Source organism: Roseococcus sp. GW821-FHT12F05, from assembly GCF_058806835.1.
The window spans coordinates 594,671-613,678 of the sequence record NZ_JBXAQB010000001.1 but is presented as its reverse complement, the minus strand read 5'-3'; the positions used below and the strand labels follow the sequence as shown (position 1 = coordinate 613,678).

At 71.0% G+C, this 19,008-nt stretch carries 17 protein-coding genes; 10 read left to right on the top strand and 7 right to left on the bottom strand.

The genetic code is table 11. From position 1 onward, the window contains the following. The first annotated feature begins 38 nt into the window (after nucleotides 1-38). Nucleotides 39-998 carry a DUF808 domain-containing protein gene (locus AC1ROY_RS03075; protein ID WP_493147005.1) on the top strand — a complete coding sequence of 320 codons (960 nt, stop codon included), beginning with the start codon at nucleotides 39-41 and terminating at the stop codon, nucleotides 996-998. 13 nt (nucleotides 999-1,011) lie between these two features. Here the strand turns inward: AC1ROY_RS03075 and AC1ROY_RS03070 are convergent, their stop codons facing one another. After that, nucleotides 1,012-1,770 carry a hypothetical protein gene (locus AC1ROY_RS03070; protein ID WP_493147003.1) on the bottom strand — a complete coding sequence of 253 codons (759 nt, stop codon included), beginning with the start codon at nucleotides 1,768-1,770 and terminating at the stop codon, nucleotides 1,012-1,014. A gap of 114 nt (nucleotides 1,771-1,884) precedes the next feature. On the opposite strand from AC1ROY_RS03070, the gene AC1ROY_RS03065 reads away from it, so the two are divergent. The 3 genes from AC1ROY_RS03065 (at nucleotide 1,885) to AC1ROY_RS03055 (ending at nucleotide 4,446) form a co-directional block, all read left to right on the top strand. Then, nucleotides 1,885-2,514 carry a glutathione S-transferase family protein gene (locus AC1ROY_RS03065; RefSeq protein ID WP_493147002.1) on the top strand — a complete coding sequence of 210 codons (630 nt, stop codon included), beginning with the start codon at nucleotides 1,885-1,887 and terminating at the stop codon, nucleotides 2,512-2,514. Further along, nucleotides 2,511-3,422: a cation efflux transmembrane domain-containing protein gene (locus AC1ROY_RS03060; protein ID WP_493147001.1), complete on the top strand. Its 912-nt coding sequence runs from the start codon at nucleotides 2,511-2,513 to the stop codon at nucleotides 3,420-3,422. Before AC1ROY_RS03065 ends, AC1ROY_RS03060 begins: the two co-directional genes overlap by 4 nt. A 91-nt stretch (nucleotides 3,423-3,513) precedes the next feature. Continuing rightward, a complete protein-coding gene (locus tag AC1ROY_RS03055) occupies nucleotides 3,514-4,446 on the top strand; it encodes a cation diffusion facilitator family transporter (RefSeq protein ID WP_493147000.1) in 933 nt (310 codons plus the stop codon). Here the strand turns inward: AC1ROY_RS03055 and AC1ROY_RS03050 are convergent. The 4 genes from AC1ROY_RS03050 to AC1ROY_RS03035 all read right to left on the bottom strand — a co-directional run bounded on the left by AC1ROY_RS03050 (nucleotide 4,436) and on the right by AC1ROY_RS03035 (nucleotide 8,926). Beyond that, nucleotides 4,436-5,464, bottom strand: coding sequence for an amidohydrolase family protein (locus AC1ROY_RS03050; protein ID WP_493146998.1), 1,029 nt, complete (start codon nucleotides 5,462-5,464; stop codon nucleotides 4,436-4,438). The two genes, AC1ROY_RS03055 and AC1ROY_RS03050, sit on opposite strands and share 11 nt — an antisense overlap. Nucleotides 5,465-5,469: 5 nt before the next feature. Further along, nucleotides 5,470-6,453, bottom strand: coding sequence for a Bug family tripartite tricarboxylate transporter substrate binding protein (locus AC1ROY_RS03045; protein ID WP_493146997.1), 984 nt, complete (start codon nucleotides 6,451-6,453; stop codon nucleotides 5,470-5,472). Nucleotides 6,454-6,554: 101 nt separating this feature from the next. Further along, entirely contained in the window at nucleotides 6,555-7,886 is a 1,332-nt protein-coding gene (locus AC1ROY_RS03040) for an aspartate aminotransferase family protein (RefSeq protein WP_493146995.1), read from the bottom strand. A 14-nt stretch (nucleotides 7,887-7,900) separates the two neighbouring features. Beyond that, nucleotides 7,901-8,926 carry an amino acid ABC transporter substrate-binding protein gene (locus AC1ROY_RS03035; protein ID WP_493146994.1) on the bottom strand — a complete coding sequence of 342 codons (1,026 nt, stop codon included), beginning with the start codon at nucleotides 8,924-8,926 and terminating at the stop codon, nucleotides 7,901-7,903. Between the two features lie 74 nt (nucleotides 8,927-9,000). Between AC1ROY_RS03035 and AC1ROY_RS03030 the strand changes: the two genes are divergently transcribed. From AC1ROY_RS03030 to AC1ROY_RS03015, 4 genes are all read left to right on the top strand, one after another. After that, a complete protein-coding gene (locus AC1ROY_RS03030; RefSeq protein WP_493146993.1) occupies nucleotides 9,001-9,723 on the top strand; it encodes a GntR family transcriptional regulator in 723 nt (240 codons plus the stop codon). 74 nt (nucleotides 9,724-9,797) lie between these two features. Next, a complete protein-coding gene (locus tag AC1ROY_RS03025; protein ID WP_493146992.1) occupies nucleotides 9,798-10,709 on the top strand; it encodes a heme-dependent oxidative N-demethylase family protein in 912 nt (303 codons plus the stop codon). 64 nt (nucleotides 10,710-10,773) lie between these two features. Further along, nucleotides 10,774-12,543, top strand: coding sequence for a gamma-glutamyltransferase family protein (locus tag AC1ROY_RS03020; protein ID WP_493146989.1), 1,770 nt, complete (start codon nucleotides 10,774-10,776; stop codon nucleotides 12,541-12,543). 56 nt (nucleotides 12,544-12,599) lie between these two features. Then, nucleotides 12,600-13,586, top strand: a complete 987-nt coding sequence (locus AC1ROY_RS03015; RefSeq protein ID WP_493146988.1) for a Bug family tripartite tricarboxylate transporter substrate binding protein — start codon at nucleotides 12,600-12,602, stop codon at nucleotides 13,584-13,586. 34 nt (nucleotides 13,587-13,620) lie between these two features. Here AC1ROY_RS03015 and AC1ROY_RS03010 read toward each other — a convergent pair whose 3' ends face one another. Then, entirely contained in the window at nucleotides 13,621-15,201 is a 1,581-nt protein-coding gene (locus tag AC1ROY_RS03010; RefSeq protein WP_493146986.1) for an ABC transporter substrate-binding protein, read from the bottom strand. Between the two features lie 196 nt (nucleotides 15,202-15,397). Between AC1ROY_RS03010 and AC1ROY_RS03005 the strand changes: the two genes are divergently transcribed. Continuing rightward, nucleotides 15,398-15,976, top strand: coding sequence for a helix-turn-helix domain-containing protein (locus AC1ROY_RS03005; RefSeq protein ID WP_493146984.1), 579 nt, complete (start codon nucleotides 15,398-15,400; stop codon nucleotides 15,974-15,976). On the opposite strand, the gene AC1ROY_RS03000 is transcribed toward AC1ROY_RS03005, so the two are convergent. Beyond that, nucleotides 15,970-17,754: a hypothetical protein gene (locus tag AC1ROY_RS03000; protein WP_493146982.1), complete on the bottom strand. Its 1,785-nt coding sequence runs from the start codon at nucleotides 17,752-17,754 to the stop codon at nucleotides 15,970-15,972. The two genes, AC1ROY_RS03005 and AC1ROY_RS03000, sit on opposite strands and share 7 nt — an antisense overlap. Before the next feature lie 236 nt (nucleotides 17,755-17,990). Here AC1ROY_RS03000 and AC1ROY_RS02995 point away from each other — a divergent pair, with 236 nt between their 5' ends. Next, nucleotides 17,991-19,007: an HlyD family secretion protein gene (locus AC1ROY_RS02995; protein ID WP_493146980.1), complete on the top strand. Its 1,017-nt coding sequence runs from the start codon at nucleotides 17,991-17,993 to the stop codon at nucleotides 19,005-19,007. The last annotated feature ends 1 nt before the right edge of the window (nucleotide 19,008 follow it).

Below are 19,008 nucleotides of genomic sequence, written 5' to 3'. Positions count from 1 at the left end.
GCTTACCATCCGGACATGTTTTCGACGGAGGGTAAGCCTTGGCCACCGGCCTGATCGCTTTGCTGGACGACGTGGCGGCTATCGCCAAGGTCGCCGCCGCCACGCTCGATGACGTCGCCGGCCAGGCGGCCAAGGCGGGCGCCAAGGCCGCGGGGGTGGTGATCGACGATGCGGCCGTGACGCCGCGCTACGTCACCGGCTTCGCGGCCAATCGCGAGCTGCCGATCGTGCGCAAGATCGCCATCGGCTCGCTGAAGAACAAGCTGCTCTTCCTGCTGCCGGCGGCGCTGGCGCTGAGCGCCCTGGCGCCGTGGGCCATCACGCCGCTGCTCATGATCGGCGGTGCCTTCCTCTGCTACGAGGGCGCCGAGAAGGTCTACGAGGCGATCTGGCCGCATGCCGCCCACGAGCACGAGGCCGCCCTCGGCGAGGCGGCGAAGGACGCGCTCGCGCTGGAGGACGCCAAGGTCAGCGGCGCCATCAAGACCGACTTCATCCTCTCGGCCGAGATCATGGCCATCGCCCTGGCGACGATCCCCGACAGCGCCTTCTGGACCCAGGCGCTGATCCTGGCCGCTGTCGGCATCGGCATCACCGTGGGCGTCTACGGCGTGGTCGCGCTGATCGTGAAGGCGGACGACGCCGGCCTGGCGCTGGCGAGCGGGCGGCTGGGCGGGGGCGCACCGTTCCGGGCGATCGGCCGCGGGCTGGTGACCGGCATGCCGCCCTTCCTGAAGCTGCTGGGCGTGGTGGGCACGGCGGCGATGCTCTGGGTCGGCGGCGGCATCCTGCTGCACGGCTTCGAGGCCTATGGCTTCGGCGCCCTCCCGCACGCCATCCACGACGCCGTCTCGGGCTTCGGCGGCGCTGTCGAGTGGATCGCCACGGCCGCCGCCTCGGGGGTGATCGGCCTTGCGGTGGGCGCGGCGATCATCCCGCTGGTGGAGCGCGTGGCGGTGCCGCTGGCGAGGCGGCTGCGGCGGTCGGCCGCCGCCTGATCCGCACGGCCGCTCAGTCGTAGGTCGAGGCCATGCGCGGATCGTCCATCCGGCGCAGGAAGTCCAGGAACCAGGCGTAGCGCTCCGTCAGCAGGCCGATGGTCTGCGGCTGGAGCTCCCGGCGGTGGCGCCCCGGGGCGAGGTCGGCGCCGGACCAGCTCTGGCCGATCCAGGCGGGGTTCTGGCGGATGTTCGCGACGTTCTCCCGTGCCAGCGCCTCCCGCTGGGCTGCCGGGAGCGCCGCGATCGACGTGCCGAGAAACGCCGCGGAGCGCTGCGTCACCTCGTCGAAATGCAGGCAGTACATCGCATAGCCCACGAAGATGCGGTCGGGCGGCGCGATCCGCCGGGCCACCCTGAGGAAGCCCTTCAGCAGCGGGGTGTAGTCCTGCGCCAGCACCCAGTCGTCGATGCCCACCTCGGCCACGCGCCGGCGGCGCGCAGCCTCGGCCTCCGGCGTCTCGTCCGGAATCGGGTGGTTGAACTGCCACTGGAACTGGTTGCAGAGCAGGTCCCGCGGATCGCGCGAGTTGAGGATGAACCTGTAGTCGCGCAGGCGGGTGGCGGGGTTGAAGCGCTCGGGCGCATTGTGCAGCAGCATATGGTCCTGCGGCGGGGGCGATTCCTGCGACACCCGGTCCATCTGCCCGGCGGCATAGAAATTGGGCACCCAGGCGAGGGGCCGGTAGGACGGGCGCGCGATGGCCGAGAGCGCCCGGAACTGCGACCCGGTGGCGCTGGTGGGCGTCGAGAGGAAGATCACGCTCCGCATGGTGCGAGCCTAGGCCGGATCGGCTCGCGAACCGAGTCCGCGGCCGGACCCTGGGCAGGGTTTACAGGCCGCCGGCCCCAGCCGAGGCTGCGGCCACTGCCGGGAAGGGATCGCATGCTCAGGCTTCTGGGGCGCCGAAACGCTTACAACGTCCGCAAGGTGCTCTGGCTGCTGGACGAGCTCGGCCTCGCCTTCGAGCAGGAGGATTGGGGCCGCGATTTCCGGGCCACGAACGTCCCGGAATTCCTGGCGCTCAACCCCTTCGGCACCGTGCCGGTGCTGGTCGATGGCGAGGCGGCGCTGCGCGAATCCCATGTCATCCTGCGCTACCTGGCCTCGCGCGAGCATGCCTGGTCGCTCTACCCTCGCGCCCTCGTCCAACGCGCCCATGTCGAGGCCTGGATGGACTGGGTGGCCTACGACATGACCGTCGCCATGCGGGGCGCCTATCTCGGCGGCGAGCTGGGTCTGGAGCCCTGGTGCCAGCCGCAGTTCCTCGAGGTGGGGCGCGCGGAATACGCGAAGCGCATGGGCCAGCTCGATGCGGCGCTGGCGGCCGGTGGCCCTTTCCTGATCGGGCACGAGTTCACCCTGGCCGATATCCCCGCGGGCTTCGTGGTGCATCGCTGGTTCTCCATGTCGAAGCTGCCGGAGCGGCCCGAGATGAAGGCGCTCGGCGCTTATTACGAGCGCCTCTCCGAGCGGCCGGCCTTCCGGCGCCACATTCGCAACGGGCTGCCGTGAGCGCGGCGGCCGAGGCCGCCGGCGCGCGCCAGCGCGCCATGCTCGTCGGCACGCTGCTCGACAGCTCGCTGCTGTTCCTCATGCTCGGTGCCGCGACCTGGGGCAATTCGCTCACCCTGCTCGGCGATGCGATCCGTGGCGGCCTGCTGCTCCTGCTGGAGATCTGCCTGCTGGTCCTGATGCGCCAGATCGACCGCGGCCAGCTCGGCGGCTACGACTACGGCACCCGGAAGATCGAGCAGTTCGCCAATGTCCTGGTCGGCGCGGCGCTGATCCTGGCGGCGCTGTCGCTGGCCGCCGCCTCGCTGATGCGCAGCGCCGAGCCGGATCAGGACGCGACGGGCCTCGTCTTCGCCTGGCTGGTCGGGTTGCTGAATTTCGGCATCAACGGCTACGTGCTCTGGCGGCTGTGGCGCGTCGCGCGCGGGGGCGAATCCGTCATCATCAGCGGCCAGGTGGCCTCGCGGCTGATGAAGACGCTGGTCTCGGGCCTCGTGGCGGCGATCGTCGCGGTGAACGTCGTCCTCGTCGGCACGGCCGGGGGCGCGATGGCCGACATGATCGGCACCTTCGTCGTGGTCGTCACCATGATCCTCTTCGGCGGCAAGATCATCGGCGACGCGCTGCCGCATCTGCTCGACCACACGCTGAGCGAGCCGCGGCAGAGCGCCATCAACCGCGCGCTGGCCGATGATTTCGAGATGTTCGAGGCGTTCCACGCCGTCCGCACGCGGACGGAGGGCCGCGACGCCTGGATCGAGATCGAGCTCGGCTTCGATGGCGCGCACAGCTTCGCCGAGGTCAGCGCGGCGGCGGAGCATCTGGCGCGGCAGGTGATGCTGCGCATCCCGCAGGCGCGCGTGATCGTGATCCCGCGGCTGGTCGACATCGCACGACGGAAAGCCTGACGGGCTCCACCGATCGGCCGTTGTCGAATTTTTCCCGAATGGCTTGAATGGATTTGCGGAACAAGGCGATCGGGCTCAGGGTCGCAGGCATATGGACGCGGGAATCAGCGACAAGGCCGTCGACGAGCGGCAGACGGCACGGGCGCGCGAACGCGCCATGCTGGTCGGCTCGGTGCTCGACGTCTCGATCAACCTTACCAAGCTCGTCGCCGCGATCTGGGCGAACTCGCTCACCCTGCTCGGCGACTGGCTGCGCGGCGCGCTGCTGACGGTCCTGGACATCTTCCTGCTCGTCCTGCTGCGGAAGATCCATCGCGGCCGGATCGGCGGCTATGACTACGGCACGCGCAAGCTGGAGCAGTTCCTGAACCTGCTGGTCGGCTCGGCCATGATCCTGGCTGCGCTCTGGCTGGCCGTCGCCACCTACCTGCGCAGCGGGGCGCATCCGGAGCAGAGCGCGGCGGGGCTGCTCTTCGGGCTGGCCGCGTCGGGGGCGAACCTCGTCATCAACGGCTACGTGCTCTGGCGCCTGTGGCGGGTCGCCCGCGACGGCACCTCGGTCATCGTGAGCGGCCAGGCCGCCTCCCGTCTCATGAAGACGCTGGCCTCGATCGGCGTGGCCGTGGCCATCGGCGTGAACGCGGTCTTCCACGACACCCCGACGGGCGCCTGGGCGGATACGCTGGGCTCGCTCCTGGTGATGGTGACCATGGTGTGCTTCGGCGTGAAGATCATCAGCGACGCGCTGCCGCACCTGCTCGACCGGGCGCTGAACGAGTCGCGGCAGGCCCTCATCAACAATGCCCTGGCGAGCCAGTTCGAGGACTACGACGAACTGCGGGCCGTCCGCACCCGCACCGAAGGGCGCGACGCCTGGATCGAGATCGAGGTGGGCTTCGCGCCCGACCGCAGCCTCGGCGAGGTGGAGGCGGCGGCGGAACGGCTGGCGGAACATGTCCGCCGGCGCATTCCGCAGGCGCAGGTCCTGGTGATCCCGCGCGTGTCCCGGCGCTTCAGACGCTGAGCCGGTACACCCGCGCGGCCGTGCCGGAGAACAGGGCGGTCTTCTCGTCGGCACTGGCGCCGGCGGAGAGCCGCTTGAAGGCGTTCCACAGCGCGGCATAGCCGCACATGCCCTTGTCCACCGGGAAGTTGCTCTCGTACATGCAGCGGTCGACGCCGAAGAGCCCGACGAGGGTCTCGATCTGCGGGCGCCAGTCCTCCGCCAGCTCTTCCGAGGTCGGCGGGAGGTCGCGCGTGTGCCATTGCTTGCCGCTGACCTCCATCGCCAGCCCGCCGAGCTTCACCAGCACGTTCGGCAGCGCCGCCAGCGCAGTCATCGCCTTGCGCCAGTCGGCAAAGACCTCGGCCGCCTTTCCCTCATAGGGCCCGACGCCGAGCTGGCCGCCGCAATGGTTGACGATGATGGTCGTGCCCGGCGCGGCACGCGCCACCTCCAGCACCAGGGGAAGCTGCGTGAAATAGGCCCAGACATCGAGCGTCAGCCCCAGCTCGCCGAGCCGCTTCGCGCCCTCCTTGAAAGCGTCCGTGGTCAGCGGCCCCGGCGGCGGGACCTCGAGGTTGCTGCGCACGCGGGGCGAGGGATCCCAGGCGGTGCGGTTGCGCACGCCCTTGAAGCGGGCGCCGGAGACGGCGACATGCTCCTCCAGCAGCGGCTTCACGCGGTCGCCGAGCATCAGGTCCACCAGGCCCACGATGCCGGCGCAGGCGCGGGTCTTTTCACTCTCCGCGGCCTTGGCGACATCGGTCATGAAGCGCGTCTCGCCGAGCGAGCGCCGGGCCGCCTCGGCCGCCTCGTCGTACATCGAGGCGCATTGGATGAAGACCGTGGCGCGGATGTCGTGGCCGGTGCTGGTGTCGGCCAGCAGGTCCGGCAGCAGGTAGGTCTCGCCGTGGCGGTCCCAGATGTGGTGGTGCGGGTCGATGATCGGCAGCTCGGGCTCGAGGATCGACTCATGGTTCTTCGCCAGCCAGGCCTCGTCGATGGCGACGTGGCCGCCCGCGGTCAGCTTCACGCTCATCTCTGCTACTCCAGCCGGATGTTCGCCTCGGGGATGAACTTCGCCCATTTCTCGGTCTGCGCGCGGAAGAAGGCGGCGAACTGCTCCGGCGTGTTGGGGCCGGCCGTCAGGTCGCCGTTGCGCAGCGTCTCCTGGATGGCGGGATCGACGACGATCTCGTTCAGCAGCGCGCTGAGCCGCGCCACGATCTCGGGCGGCGTCCCGACCCGGACGAAGATGCCGTTCCACTCCGCCGTCTCGAAGCCCGGGATCGTATCCGAGATCGGCGGCAGCTCCGGAAAGGCGTTGATCCGCGGCGCGCCGGCGGTATGGGCCAGCGCCCGTAGGCCGCCGCTGCGCACATGCGGGACCGCGCTGTTGACGTTGCCGAAATACATCGGGATCGATCCGGCCAGCAGGTCGGCCAGGGCAGGCCCGCCGCCGCGATAGGGGATGTGCGTGGCCCGGAGCCCGGCGCCGCGCACGAAGAGCTCCATCACCAGGTGCTGCATCGAGCCGTTGCCGGAGGAGCCGATGGGGAAGTTGCCGTTGGCGGCGCGGATCAGCGCGATCGCCTCCGCCACGGAGCGGGCGGGGACGCTGGGATGGACGAGCATGAGCTGCGGCACGCTCATGGTCTGGAACACCGGCAGGAACTCGCGCACCGGCGAGAAGGGCAGGTCCCGCATGAGCGCGGGCGTGATCGAGATCGGCGTGGACTCGTTCATGATCGTGTAGCCGTCCGCCGGCGCCTGGATCACGGCCTGCTCGCCGATCACGCCCGTGGCGCCGCCGCGGTTCTCCACCACGAAGGGCTGGCCGGTCTTCTGCGAGAGGGCGTTGGCGTAGATGCGGCCCGTGAGGTCGGCCGCGCCGCCGGCGGGCCAGGGGACGACCATGCGGACCGGGCGGTTCGGCCACGGCGCCTGGGCAAGGGCCGGCGCGGCGAGGGCGGCGGCGGAGCCGGCGAGGAGCGCGCGGCGTGGAACGGGAAGAAGCGGCTTCGACATGGCGGACATTTCCCTCATGGCCGCCCCTTCCCGGGGGCGGCATTGCGGGCAGCATGTCAGTTGATCGCCCGGCCCGCCAGGGGCCGGCGTCCTTATAAGGCTCAGGCCTCGCCGAGCAGCGGCTTCCGCGCCGCGCAGAAGGCGTCCACCGCCGCCACGTAGCGCGCGCATTCGGCATCGCCGACCGGCAGGCTCATCGCCACCATGCCGCGCCGGGCGATGTAGATGCCGGCTGCCATCAGGTCGAGGAAGAAGAGCTCGCGCAGCCCGTCCTCCGTCGCGCTGGAGGCGTAGGGGCGCAGCACCGGCTCGCTGCGGAAATGCGGCTGGATCATGCTGCCGATCCCGGTGAACTGCATCGGCACCTTGTGCTTCGCGCAGACGGCGTTGAGCGAATCCCGCAGCGCATCGCCGCGCGCGCGCAGCGCCTCAGAGGTCTCCTCGGTGAAGATCTCGCCCATGGCGACGACGCCCGCCGACATGGAGAGCACGTTGTTGTTGAAGGTGCCGCCATGCGGCAGCGCCTTCGGGTTCGCCGGGTCGTACATGCCCATGATATCAGCGCGCCCGCCGAAGGCGCCGAAGGACATGCCGCCCGCGATGTACTTCCCGAGCGTGGTCAGGTCCGGCGTGATGCCGTGCAGCTTCTGCAGGCCGCCCGCGCTGTGGCGGCTGGTCATCACCTCATCGAAGGTGAGCACGATGCCATGCGCCGTCGCTTCCTCGCGCAGCATGGCCAGGAATTCGCGCGACGCGGGGATGCAGCCGCCGCTGCCCATCATGGGCTCGAGGAGGATGGCCGCCAGCTCGTCCTTGTGCTCGCGGATCAGGGCGCGCGTGGCCTCGACGTCGTTGTAGGGCGCGAGCGTCACGGGGAAGGGCGCGTTCACCGCGCTGCCGCCGCCCACGAAGGTCATCATGCCGCCGTGGTAGCCGCCGTTCATCGCGAGCAGCCGCGTCTTCCCCGTGAAGGCCCGCGCGGCGGAGAAGGCGAAGAGATTCGCCTCCGTGCCGCTGTTGGTGAAGCGCACCAGCTCGATCGAGGGGAAGCGCGCGCAGATGATCCCGGCGAAGACGGACTCCCGCTCGCCGGCTGCGGCCAGGTTCAGCCCGCGGCCGATCGCGCCCTCGATCGCCTTGACGATGCGCGCCTCGGAATGGCCGAAGATGCCGGCCGTGTACTCGCCGCAGAGGTCGAGATAGTCGTGCCCGTCGATGTCCCTGAGGTAGCAGCCCTGGCCGCTCTCCATCGCCGTCGGGAAGGGCGAGTAGTACAGCGTCGAGCGCGTGTTGCCGCCGGGCATGACCTGCTTCGCGCGCTCATAGGCGGCGGCGCTCTTCGGGCGGGCGGCGACGTAGCTCTCGCGCGCATCGGCGAGCGCCGTGTCGAGATCGGTGTTGCGCGGGGCGGTGACGGTGTCGAGCGGCGACATGCTGTGTTCCTCGGTTATTGCCAGAGCCAGGAGATGAGCAGCCCGCCCTGCGTCCAGATGCGGTTCGGCCCGCGCTCCATGCCGAGCCCGCCGGAGCCGGCTGTGCGCTCGTAGAGTTCGCCATAGTTGCCGATGGCGCGGACGACGTCATAGGCGAAGCTGGCCGAGATGCCGAAGCCCGTGCCGACATTCTCGACGAGGCCGAGGAAGCGGCGGATCGACGGGTCCGTCGTGGTGCGGCGGATCTCCTCGGCATTGGCGCGGGTGATGCCGAACTCCTCGGCCTGGATCAGCGCGAAGACGGTCCAGCGCGTCAGCGTGGCCCATTCCGGGTCGCCGTTGCGCACGAGGATGCCGTGCATCTCCTTCTGGATCAGGTCCGGCAGCAGGACGAGCGAGCTGGGGTCCGGCGCGGCCAGGCGGTTGGCCGAGAGGTTGATCATGTCGTTGCTGATGGCGTCGCAGCGGTCGGCCAAAAAGGCCTCCAGCACGGCGGGCGGCGTGTCGAAGGAGATCGTCCGGAAGCGGATGTTGTTGGCCCGCGCGAAGTCCTCGAGGTTGCGCTCGATGATGCTGCCCGTGGTGCCGCAGATGGTGCCGCCGTTGAGGTCGGTGGCCTTCGTCGCGCCGGTGCGGCGATGCACGAGGATGCCCTGTCCCGTGAAGAAATGGGCCACGGTCTGCGTCAGGCCCATCGTGCTGTCGCGCGAGATGGAGAGCGCCGTGGTGCGCGTCAGCATGTCCACCTCGCCGGACTGCAGCGCGGTGAAGCGGCTCTGCGCGGTGGTGGGCACGAAGCGGACCTTCTCCGGATCGCCGAAGACGGCGGTGGCGACGGCGCGGCACATCTCGACATCGAAGCCCTGCCAGCGGCCGGCGCTGTCGGGCATCGACATATGCGCGACGCCGGTGGAGACGCCGCAGCGGACATAGCCGTTGCGGCGGACGCCATCGAGCGTGGCGCCGGCGAAGGCGGGCATGGCGGAGAGGAGCAGCGCGGCGGCGGCCGCGACGAGCGGGCGGAGCAGGTCGTGGCGCAAGGGCGGATCTCCTTTTGGGGGTGACAACAGCCGGCGGAGTGTGATCACGATGGCGACAGGAGCGTAATCACGGCATGACGGCCCTGCAATCGGAATCGGATGCGGAAGCGACGGGATCGCTGGAGGAGCGCGCCTATGCGGCGCTGCGCCACGCGCTGATCCAGGGCGCCTTCCCGCCGGGCGAGAAGCTTTCCATCCGGCGGATCGCCTCGGCGCTCGGCGTGAGCCCCATGCCCGCGCGGGCGGCGCTGCGCCGGCTCGCGGCCGAGCGCTGCCTGGACATCGCGCCGGGCGGCGGCGCGATCGTGCCGCTCATCACGCGCGCGGCCTATCGCGAGATCATGCGCGTGCGCGTGCTGCTGGAGCCCGAGGCCGCGGCGGCGGCGGTGCCGAAGCTGGCGCGCAAGGACATCGCCGCCCTGGCCGAGCTGGCCGCCGAGGCGCGCGCCGCCCGCGCCCGGGGCGACGAGGAGACCTATCGCCGCGACGACCGCATGCTGCACCAGCGCTTCTACGAGGCGGCGGGCGAGCCCCTGCTCCTTTCGATGATCGAGCTGCTGTGGCTGCGGCGCAGCCCGGTGATGGCGCTGGCCAAGCCGCTGATGCCGGCGCGCCGCGACGCCGACGACCACGCGGCGCTGCTGGCCGCGGCGCGGGCCAAGGACCCGGCTGCCGCGGCGGAGGCGGTGCGCAGCGAGATTCTCCGCGCGGGGGAGTATGTGCTGTCGCGCGTGCGCTTCCCGGAGGATCCGGCGCCGGCCGCGGAGGGGTGGAACGGGCTTGCCCGGATTCGGTGAAAATTTCCCGAAAAACTTCATCAACTGTGAAAATCGACTTGAGCGCCCGGCCGCTCGGCGATAGCTGAGAAGGGATGATTCTCGCCTCGCTCCCCCGGGCAGCCACGCATCTGCCTTATGAGGCGGGCGACTTCCGCATGTCGCTCGGGCTGACCTCCATCGCCGAGGCGGACTGGATCGACATCGACGAGCACTACCCCGCACATCTCGCCGAGCGCCGGCGGCTGCTGCAGGAGCGCCGGCCGGAAGTCCTGGCGGAAGCCCCGGGCTCCGAGCCCATGCAGGCGGAGCTGCTGGCGATCCTGGCCGGCCATCTCTGCGGTCACCATCCGGACTGGTTCTCCCGCCGCGGCGAGGAGCTGGAGAACCGCCTGCTGGGCGAGACCCTGCGGCTGTCCGGCGCTCCGCTGGAGACCGCAGGCCGCCTCGTCCAGGAGGATTTTTGCCTGTTGCGCGAGGAGGAGGGCGCCACGCTGCGCCTCGTCGCCGCCGTGCTCTGTTTCCCAAGCCGCTGGCGCCTCGCCGAGAAGATCGGCCAGCCGCTCGGCCCCATCCACGGGCCTGTGCCGCTCTACAAGGACCGGCTGGAACGGCCGGTGGACCGCTTCCTCGCCTCGCTGAAGCCCGGGCGCCTGGCCCAGCGGCTCAACTGGTCCGTCATGGACGATGCCGCGCTCTTCCAGCCGACGGGCCACGGCATTGCCGAGGGCGAGAGCCCCATCATGCCTGGGACCGCCGGCGAGCGGCTCGTCCTGCGCGTGGAACGCCAGACCTTCCGGCGCCTGCCGGAGACGGGCGGCATCGCCTTCGGCATCCGCATCCATGTCGCGCCGCTGGCCGCGATCGCCGCGATCCCAGGCGAGGCCGCGCGCCTGCGCGAGGCGGTGCTGGCCCTGCCGCCGGAGATGGCACGCTACAAGAGCATCGCGCCCTTCCGCGCGGCACTTCTGGCCTATCTGGAGCGCTGCGCCTCATCACATCCGTGAAAATCGGGTTGCGCTCTTTCACGGACGGTCCGACACTTTATACAGACTCAGACGGAGCGATGGCATGTCGGTGGATTCAGCCGGAGAGATCTCGACCGAAACCGGCCCCTATTCCGCGCACCGGCCCGTCATCGCCGCGACGCGCCATGTCGTCTCCGCCGGCCACTACCTCGCCGCCGAGGCCGGCTTCCACGTGCTGGAGGCCGGCGGCAATGCCGTCGATGCGGGCGTGGCCGCGGCCATGGTGCTCGGCGTGGTGCACAGCGACCAGGTGAACATCGCGGGCGTCGCGCCCATGATCATCTTCATGGCGGAGACGGAGGAGCTCGTCGTCATCGACGGGCTCGGCCGCTGGCCCGCCGCGGCCAACTGCGACTACTTCCAGCGCGAGCACGGCGGCGAGATTCCGCACGGCATCATGCGCACCATCATCCCCGCCGCGCCCTATGCGCATCTCACCGCGCTCGAGCGCTACGGGCGGATGAGCTTCGGCGAGGTCGCCTCCTTCGCCACGCGCTTCGCGCGCGACGGCTTCATCATGTACCCCTTCCTCAACACGCAGCTGAAGATGGTCGAGGCGCGCAACGCGCGCTGGCCCTCCAATGCGGCTGTGATGCTGCCGAACGGCAAGACGCCCGAGATCGGCGAGCTCTTCGTGCAGTCGGACCTCGGCCGCTCGCTGCAATACATGGCCGACGAGGAGAAGGCCGCGCTGGCCCGCGGCGGCGACCGCAAGGCCGGGCTGCGGGCTGCGCGCGACGCGTTCTACCGCGGCGACATCATGCGCAGCATCACGCGCTACCACGCCGAGAACGGCGGCTGGCTGACCGAGCGCGACATGGCCGACTACAGCGTGCGCATCGAGAAGACGCAGATGGCACAGTATGGCGACCTCGAGATCCACTCCTGCGGCTTCTGGTGCCAGGGCCCGGCGCTGCCGCAGGCCATGGGCATCCTGCGTGGCGTCGACCTCGGCGCGATGGGCCACAACACGCCCGAATACATCCACCACGTGGCCGAGGCGCTGAAGCTCACCTTCGCCGATCGCGAGCGGCACTACGGCGACCCGGACTTTCTGGATGTGCCAGCGGAAATCCTGCTGTCCGAAGAGTATGCCGCGCAGCGCCGCGCCCTCATCGATCCGGCGAAGGCCTGGCCGGAGATGCCGCCCGCGGGCATCATCCGCCCGAACCAGAATCCGTTGGCCGCGCCGACGCCCACCATGGTCGAGCCCGCGATTCCGCCGCTCGACACCTCCTATGCCTGTGCGGTGGACCGCTGGGGCAACGCGATCTCGGTGACGCCGAGCGACGTCTCCAGCGACACGGTGATCATCCCCGGCACGGGCCTCGCACCCTCCTCGCGCGGCTCGCAGTCGCGCGCCGATCCCGAGCATCCGGCGGCGCTGGCGCCCGGCAAGCGGCCGCGGCTCACGCCCAATCCGGCGATGGCGATGCAGCGCGGCAAGCGCGTGATGCCGCTCGGCACGCCCGGCGGCGACAGCCAGGTGCAGGCGATGGTGCAGGTGCTGCTCAACATCGCCGTCTTCGGGATGGACCCGCAGACGGCGATCGAGAAGCCGCGCTTCATCTCCTACAGCCATCCCGATTCCTTCGCGCCGCACCCCTATTATCCGGGCCGTCTCTGCCTGGAGGGCCGCATCCCCGAGGAGACGGGCGAGGCGCTGCAGAAGCTGGGCCACGACATTCGCCGCTGGCCGGACTGGCTCTGGCGGGCGGGTGGCGTCTGCCTCATCGATTCCGACAGCACCAAGGGCATCCACCGCGCCGGAGCCGATCCGCGCCGGGCGGCGGCCTATGCGGTCGGCTGGTAGGGACTGACGCCAACAAGCACGGCGAGCGCCCTTCAGCTTCGGGAAGCCATCGCCCCATGATTTCAATTTCGAGTACACGTCGTGCATTGCTCGGGGGCGCGCTGGCCGCGGCCGCCGGCCCCGCCTTCGCCCAGGAGGCGGGCTTTCCGTCGCGCCCCGTGCGCATCCTCGTGCCCTTCCTGCCGGGCGGCTCGGTGGACCTGCTCTCGCGCCTGCTGGGCGAGAAGCTGCGCGAACGGCTGGGCCAGCCCTTCATCGCGGAGAACCGCGCCGGCGCGAACGGCACCATCGCCATGGACGTGCTCGCGCGCGCCGCGCCCGACGGCTACACGCTCGCCGCCATCACCGTCAGCCAGATGCTGGTGAGCAAGCATTTCTATCCGCACATGACCATCGAGCCCGAGCGCGACATCGTGCCGGTCTCGCTGACCTGGGAGCTGCCGAACGTCGCGGTCATCGCTGCCGACAAGGTGCCGGCGCGCGACATGGCTGGATTCATCGCCTGGGCGAAGGCGCGCCCGAACGGCATCAGCATCGGCCATCCCGGCGTCGGCAGCGGGCCGCACATGGCGGCCGAGATGTTCCCGACGCTGGTGGGCGCGAAGGCGACGACGGTGAGCTATCGCGGCGCGGCGCAGGTGGTGCCGGCGCTGCTCTCCGGCGAGATCGACTTCGCCATCGACAACCTCGCCTCCTACGTGCCGGCGATCCAGCAGGGCCTGCTGATCCCGCTCGCGGTCACGGTGCGCGAGCGCTGGCCGCGCCTGCCGCAGGTGCCGACCATGGTGGAGGTGGGGCTGCCGCAGGTGATGGTGACCTCCTGCGCCATGTTCTCCGCGCCGGCCGGCACGCCCATGGCGATCCGGACGAAGCTCTCCGAGGCGCTGATCGAGATCGCGAAGGATCCGGCCTTGCAGGATCGTTTCCTGGATGCCGGCGCGCAGCTTCTGAGCAGCACGCCCGCCGAGGCGGCGGCGCGCACAACGGGCGACCGCCAGCTGTGGTCGGACCTCGTGCGGATTTCCGGCGCCGGCCCAACTTGACGCAGGGGTCCGGGGAGCCCGTGGCTCCCCGGATTCAGCCGACGCGCGTCCCGTAGAAGATCGGCGTCCCCCGCGGCACGTTGCTGACGCGCTTGCGATAGGCGGTCGGATGCCGCCAGCGTCCGCCCGGGATATAGGGCACGTCCTGCCACATCTGCAGCTGCATGTCCCGGCAGATGGCCTTGCGCGCCGCCTCGTCCGGCGCCGAGAACCAGGCGGTGCGCAGGCTCTCGATCCGCTCGCTCGTCGGCCAGCCGGCCCAGGCGCGCGCGCCGTTGCCGCGGATCGCGAGATGCGCCGCCGGGTCCCACATATCGGTGCCGGGCAGGAAGGTCGCCGTCGCGTTCCAGCCGCCACGGTCGATGGAATCGCGGTTGTTGCGCCGCGTGAGCCAGGCGCCGAAGTCGAGCTGCACGAAGTCGATGTTCATGCCCGCCTGCTTGAGCTGGTCGGAGACGACGACGCAGAGCGTGTTGGTCGCCGTGTTGTTCGCGGCCGTGAGGAAGACCACGCGCTCGCCGTTGTAGCCGGCCGCGGCCAGGTCACGGCGGACCTTCGCGAGGTCGCGCGGCGAGGTGAGGACCTCGATGCCGGCGTTGGAGGCCATGGGCGATTCCGGGCAGAAGGCGCCGACGCCGTCCGTCGTCAGGCTGGCATCGGACCCCGCCACCGCGCCCACCATGTCGGCCTGGCTGATCGCGCCGAGGATGGCCCGGCGGATCGCCGGATTGTCGAAGGGCGGCTGCAGGTGGTTCAGCCGGATGATGCCCATGTAGCCCGTGCGGTCGATGACATCGATGGCGATGTTCGGGTCGCGCCGCAGCGTGGGCAGCATGTCGATCAGCGGCCGCTCCCACCAGTCGATCTCGCCGCGCTGGAGGGCGGCGAAGGCGGTGCCGTCGTCGGGGATCGTGACCCATTCGACGCGGTCGAGATGCGCGATCTTCGGGCCGGCGGTGAAAGAGGGCGCGCCGTCCGGCCGCGGCACGTAGCCGTCGAACTTCGCATAGACGGTCCGCACGCCGTCCACGCGCTCGTTCGCGACGTAGCGGAAGGGCCCGCTGCCGACGACCTCGGTGAGCGGGCGGTTGCCGGCCGTGCCGGCCAGCCGCGCGGGCATGATGACGGGCAGGAAGGCCGTGCTCTTGCCGAGCGCGTCGGGCAGCAGCGGGAAGGGCGCCCTGAGGCGGAAGACGACCTCCTTGTCGGAGGCGGCGGCGATCTCGTCGGTGACGGCCATCAGCGACTGGCCGAAGGCGTCCACGCGGCCCCAGCGCTGGAGGCTTGCCACGACGTCGCTGGCCAGCACCGGCTCGCCGTCATGGAAGCGCAACCCGTCGCGCAGGGTCAGGCGCCAGAGCCTGCCGTCGTTCTCCACGACGTGGCCCGCGACCATCTGCGGCTGCGCCTTGAGGTTCTCGTCCTGGCCGTAGAGCGTGTCGTAGACCATCAGCCCATGCAGCCGCGTGACGAAGGCCGCGGTGTAGACCGGATCGAGGATGGAGAGGTCCGAGTTGGGCACGAATTTGAGCTGGCGCGACGTCTGCGCGCCGGCGGCGAGGGGGGCCGAGAGCGCGCCGATGCCGGCGGCCTTGATGATGTCACGACGACGCATGGCGATCCTCCGGCACGGCGAGGACCCTTCCGGGACTCGCGCCATGCAAAAACTGGCCGTCGGCTTTTCCTCTGTGAAAAATCTTGCGGATTTTTTCTCTGGTGTGAAGCCCGAATCGCATTCGTTACGTGCGGCGCTTGCCTGTCGCGACGAAACCCGGGATGTGCTGTCGCAGCCCCAGATTCGAAGGATTCCCGTGGCGGACAAGCCGGACCCAGCGCAGCCCCTCCAGATCGGCCGGCAGATCCGCGAGCTGCGCAAGGTGAAGGGCCTCACCCTGGCCGAGGTCGCGGGGCGGCTGGGCGTCTCGATCGGCTATCTCAGCCAGATCGAGCGCGACCGCTCGCGCCTGCAGATAGGCACGCTGAAGGCGATCTGCGACGTGCTCGACGTCCACATCAACTGGTTCTTCCAACCCCAGCCGGACCGGCCGCCCGAGGAGGTGGAGTACATCGTCCGCGCCGACAGCCGCCGCCGCATGACCTTCACCGGCCTCGGCATCCGCGAGGAGCTGGCCTCGCCCAACCTCGCGGGGCCGCTGGAGCTGCTGGTGAGCACGATCGAGCCCGGCGCCGACAGCGGCGAATACAGCCATGACGGCGCCGAGGCGGGCTTCGTGCTGAGCGGCCAGCTCACGCTCTGGATCGGCGAGCGCTGCTTCGAGCTGCGCGAGGGCGACAGCTTCTCCTTTCCCAGCACGCTGAGCCATCGCTGCCGCAATCCCGGCTCCGTCGTGACGCGGGTGCTCTGGGTGGTGACGCCGCCCTCCTACTGAGGGGCGGGGCCGATGCGCTCCAGCAGGGCGGCGAAGCGGGGCAGGCCGCGCAGGTGGTCGAAGCGCTGGTCGGTCTTCAGCCAGGCCATCGAGAGCTCGCGCCGGCGCACCGTCTCCTCCAGCGCCTCCAGGCAGCGCGCGTCGTCGCGCAGCGCAGCGGCCAGCGTCGCCCGGGCGAAGCCGGAGGCGCCGCCGTCTCCCGCCGCCAGCAGCCGCGCCCCGCGATCCGGCTCGCCGAGCCAGGCCTCGATCTCCGCGGCGGCGAAGGCCAGGCCCGGCAGGACTTCCGCGCCATCCCCGATCCCGGCGGCGATTGCCCGCGCGCCATCCGGCCGGCCGCCGAAGACATGCGCCAGGGCGACGGCCATCAGCACCTCGCCATGCGTCCGCTCGGCCGCGCGTTCCGCCCGGTCGTCGAGCAGGAGATGGTAGCGGCGCGCCTGGTAGTGGCTGACCGCCTCGGCGATGTCCTGCTGGATGGAGAAGGGCTCGATGGAGCGCGCCGTCCGGAACAGCCGCTCCGCCTCGCCGTGCCGCTCCAGGATGGTGAGGAAGACGGCGTAGAGGCGCGCCGCGCGGGCGTTCTGGTTGAAGCCGAGGGCCTTCTGGAACCCGGCATTGGCCGCCTCGCGGTCCCAGTCGAACCAGGCCGCGATCGTGGCCAGCGCGCATTGCGCCTCCGCCGAGCCCGGATCGATCTCCAGCGCCCGCCGCGCCGCGGGCCGCGCGGCGGCGGAGGCGGCCGCGTGGTCGATCAGACCGAGGCGGAACAGGTCGCAATGGACATCGGCGATGCCGGAATGGCCGCGCGCGTAGTCGGAGGCCAGCCCGTTGACGCGGGAGAAGATCCCGAGCGCCTCCCGCAGCGCGGCCGGCGTCTGCCGGTCGAGGAGCTGCCGGGCCCGGTAGACCAGGGCGCTGGCTTCGATCGCCATGGGCCTGGGCCCCGCCTGGCGCTCCCGCAGGGGCGAGCTGTCGAAGCGGGCCCGGCTGAGGGCCGTCGCCGCGATGCGCTCCTGCAGCCGCATCCGCTCCTGGTCGGGCGCGTCGAAGCGGTCGGACCAGACGGCGAAGCCGTTCGGGTCGGACATCTCCAGGGTGACGCGGATCATGTCGCCGTCGCGCCGCACCGTGCCCTGGAGGACCCCGTCGACGCCCAGCTCATGCGCGAGCTGGGCCAGGGAATAGGCGCGGTCCCTGTACTGGAAGCTGGTGCTGCGCGAGGCGACGCGGATCCCCGCCTCGCGCTCGAAGGCGAAGATGAGCTCGTCGGTCAGGCCGTCGGCGAAGCTCTGGTCCTCCGCGCCACCGGACAGGGCGCGGATGGGCATGATGGCCAGCGCGGCGCCCGATCCCTTCCCGAAGATCGGCTCCTGCGCGGAATCCTTCGGGGCGGAATCCTCCGGGGCGGCGCCGTTGGCCGGACGCTCGGCGCCGCACGGCGCAAAGACGGGAACATAGCCGCCTGTGGGAAGGCTGATCCGGATCGCGTCGGCGCGGCCCTCGCCCTCGTAGTAGTCCTGGAGCTTGCGGCGGAGGCGGCGCGCCTCGACGCGCACGGTCGAATCGATCCGCGGGTCGTAGGGCGGATCGCGCCCATAGACCGCATTGCCGATGGCGGCCTCCCGGAGCGAGCCGGCCTTGCCCTCGAGGGCCTCGTTCACCACGAAGCGCAGCAGCACCACGAGCCGGTCGGAGCCCGCGAAGAGGGCGCTCCGCTCCAGCCGGTCCAGCTGTGCGCGAATCTCGGCGGGGGAGAGGTCCCGGCTCTCGGGCAATCGGCGCGTCCTTCGTCATCCGGTCGGGCCCGAGGCTAGGGCGAATTGCGAGGGGGGTCACGCCGGCACCGGGGTCTCGGCCCCGGCCGGACGGACTCACAGTGAGCCGGCCTCGGCCGCGCGCGGGCTCACATGCGGCGACCGGTCCGGGCGCGTAGCTTGCCGGCAGGCCGAGCCGTGACAGGCCTGCCGGCGCGCCGGCAATATGAACTTCCGAACTCGAGCAGGCTTCGCACATGGCAGGTTTCGCGCCCCTACGCTGGGTCATCGGGGCGGGCGCGCTGGCGGCGCTCGGCACGGTGCTGTGGTTCGCCACGCGGCCCCCGCCGCTGACGGTGCAGGGCGAGGTCTCGGCCGACCGGGTCGACATCAGCCCGCGCGTCTCCGGTCGCATCGCCCGGCTCGGCGCCATGGTCGGCGACACGGTGCAGCAGGGCGCCGTGCTCGCCGAGCTGGAGAGCCCCCAGCTCGTGGCGGCCCTGGCGGCCGCGCAGGCGGCGCTGGGCGTGGCCCGGGCCGACCTGGCCCGCGTCAGCAGCATCCGGCCGGAGACCGTCGCGGCGCGCCGGGCCGAGCTCGAGGCCGCCCATGCCGACGTCGTCCTCTACCAGGAGGCCTACAGCCGGCAGGCGCAGCTCGTCCGCTCCGGCAACACGCCGCAGGCACGCGTGGACGAAGCGACGCGCAACCTCGAGACCGCGATCCGCAAGCAGGAATCGGCCCAGGCCGCGCTGCAGCTGGCGATTGCCGGCGCGAGCGCCGAGGAGCGCGCGCTGGCCGCGGCGCAGGTGGAGCAGGCGCAGGCCGCCCTGCAGCAGCGGCAGGTCGACGTGGCGGAGCTCACCGTGCGCGCGCCCATCGCCGGCCAGGTCACGACGCGCGTCGCCGAGCTCGGCGAGAATTTCTCCCCCGGCGCGCCGCTCTTCTCGCTGGTCGACATCCGCAACGCCTGGTTCACCTTCAACATCCGCGAGGACCTGCTCGCCGGCCTCGCCATCGGCGACAGCTTCGAGGTCACGGTGCCGGCGCTCGGCTCGGCGGTGGTTCCGCTGCGCGTCACGGTGATCAACGCGCAGGGCCAGTTCGCGACCTGGCGCGCCACCCGCGCCACCGGCGACTTCGACCTGCGCACCTTCGAGGTCCGCGCCGTGCCGACGCGGCCCGTGGAAGGGCTGCGCCTGGGCATGAGCGCGATCGCCGCCTGGAACCGGCGGGCGCCGCGCGCAGGCACGCCCCCGGCGGGCAGCCCCTGAA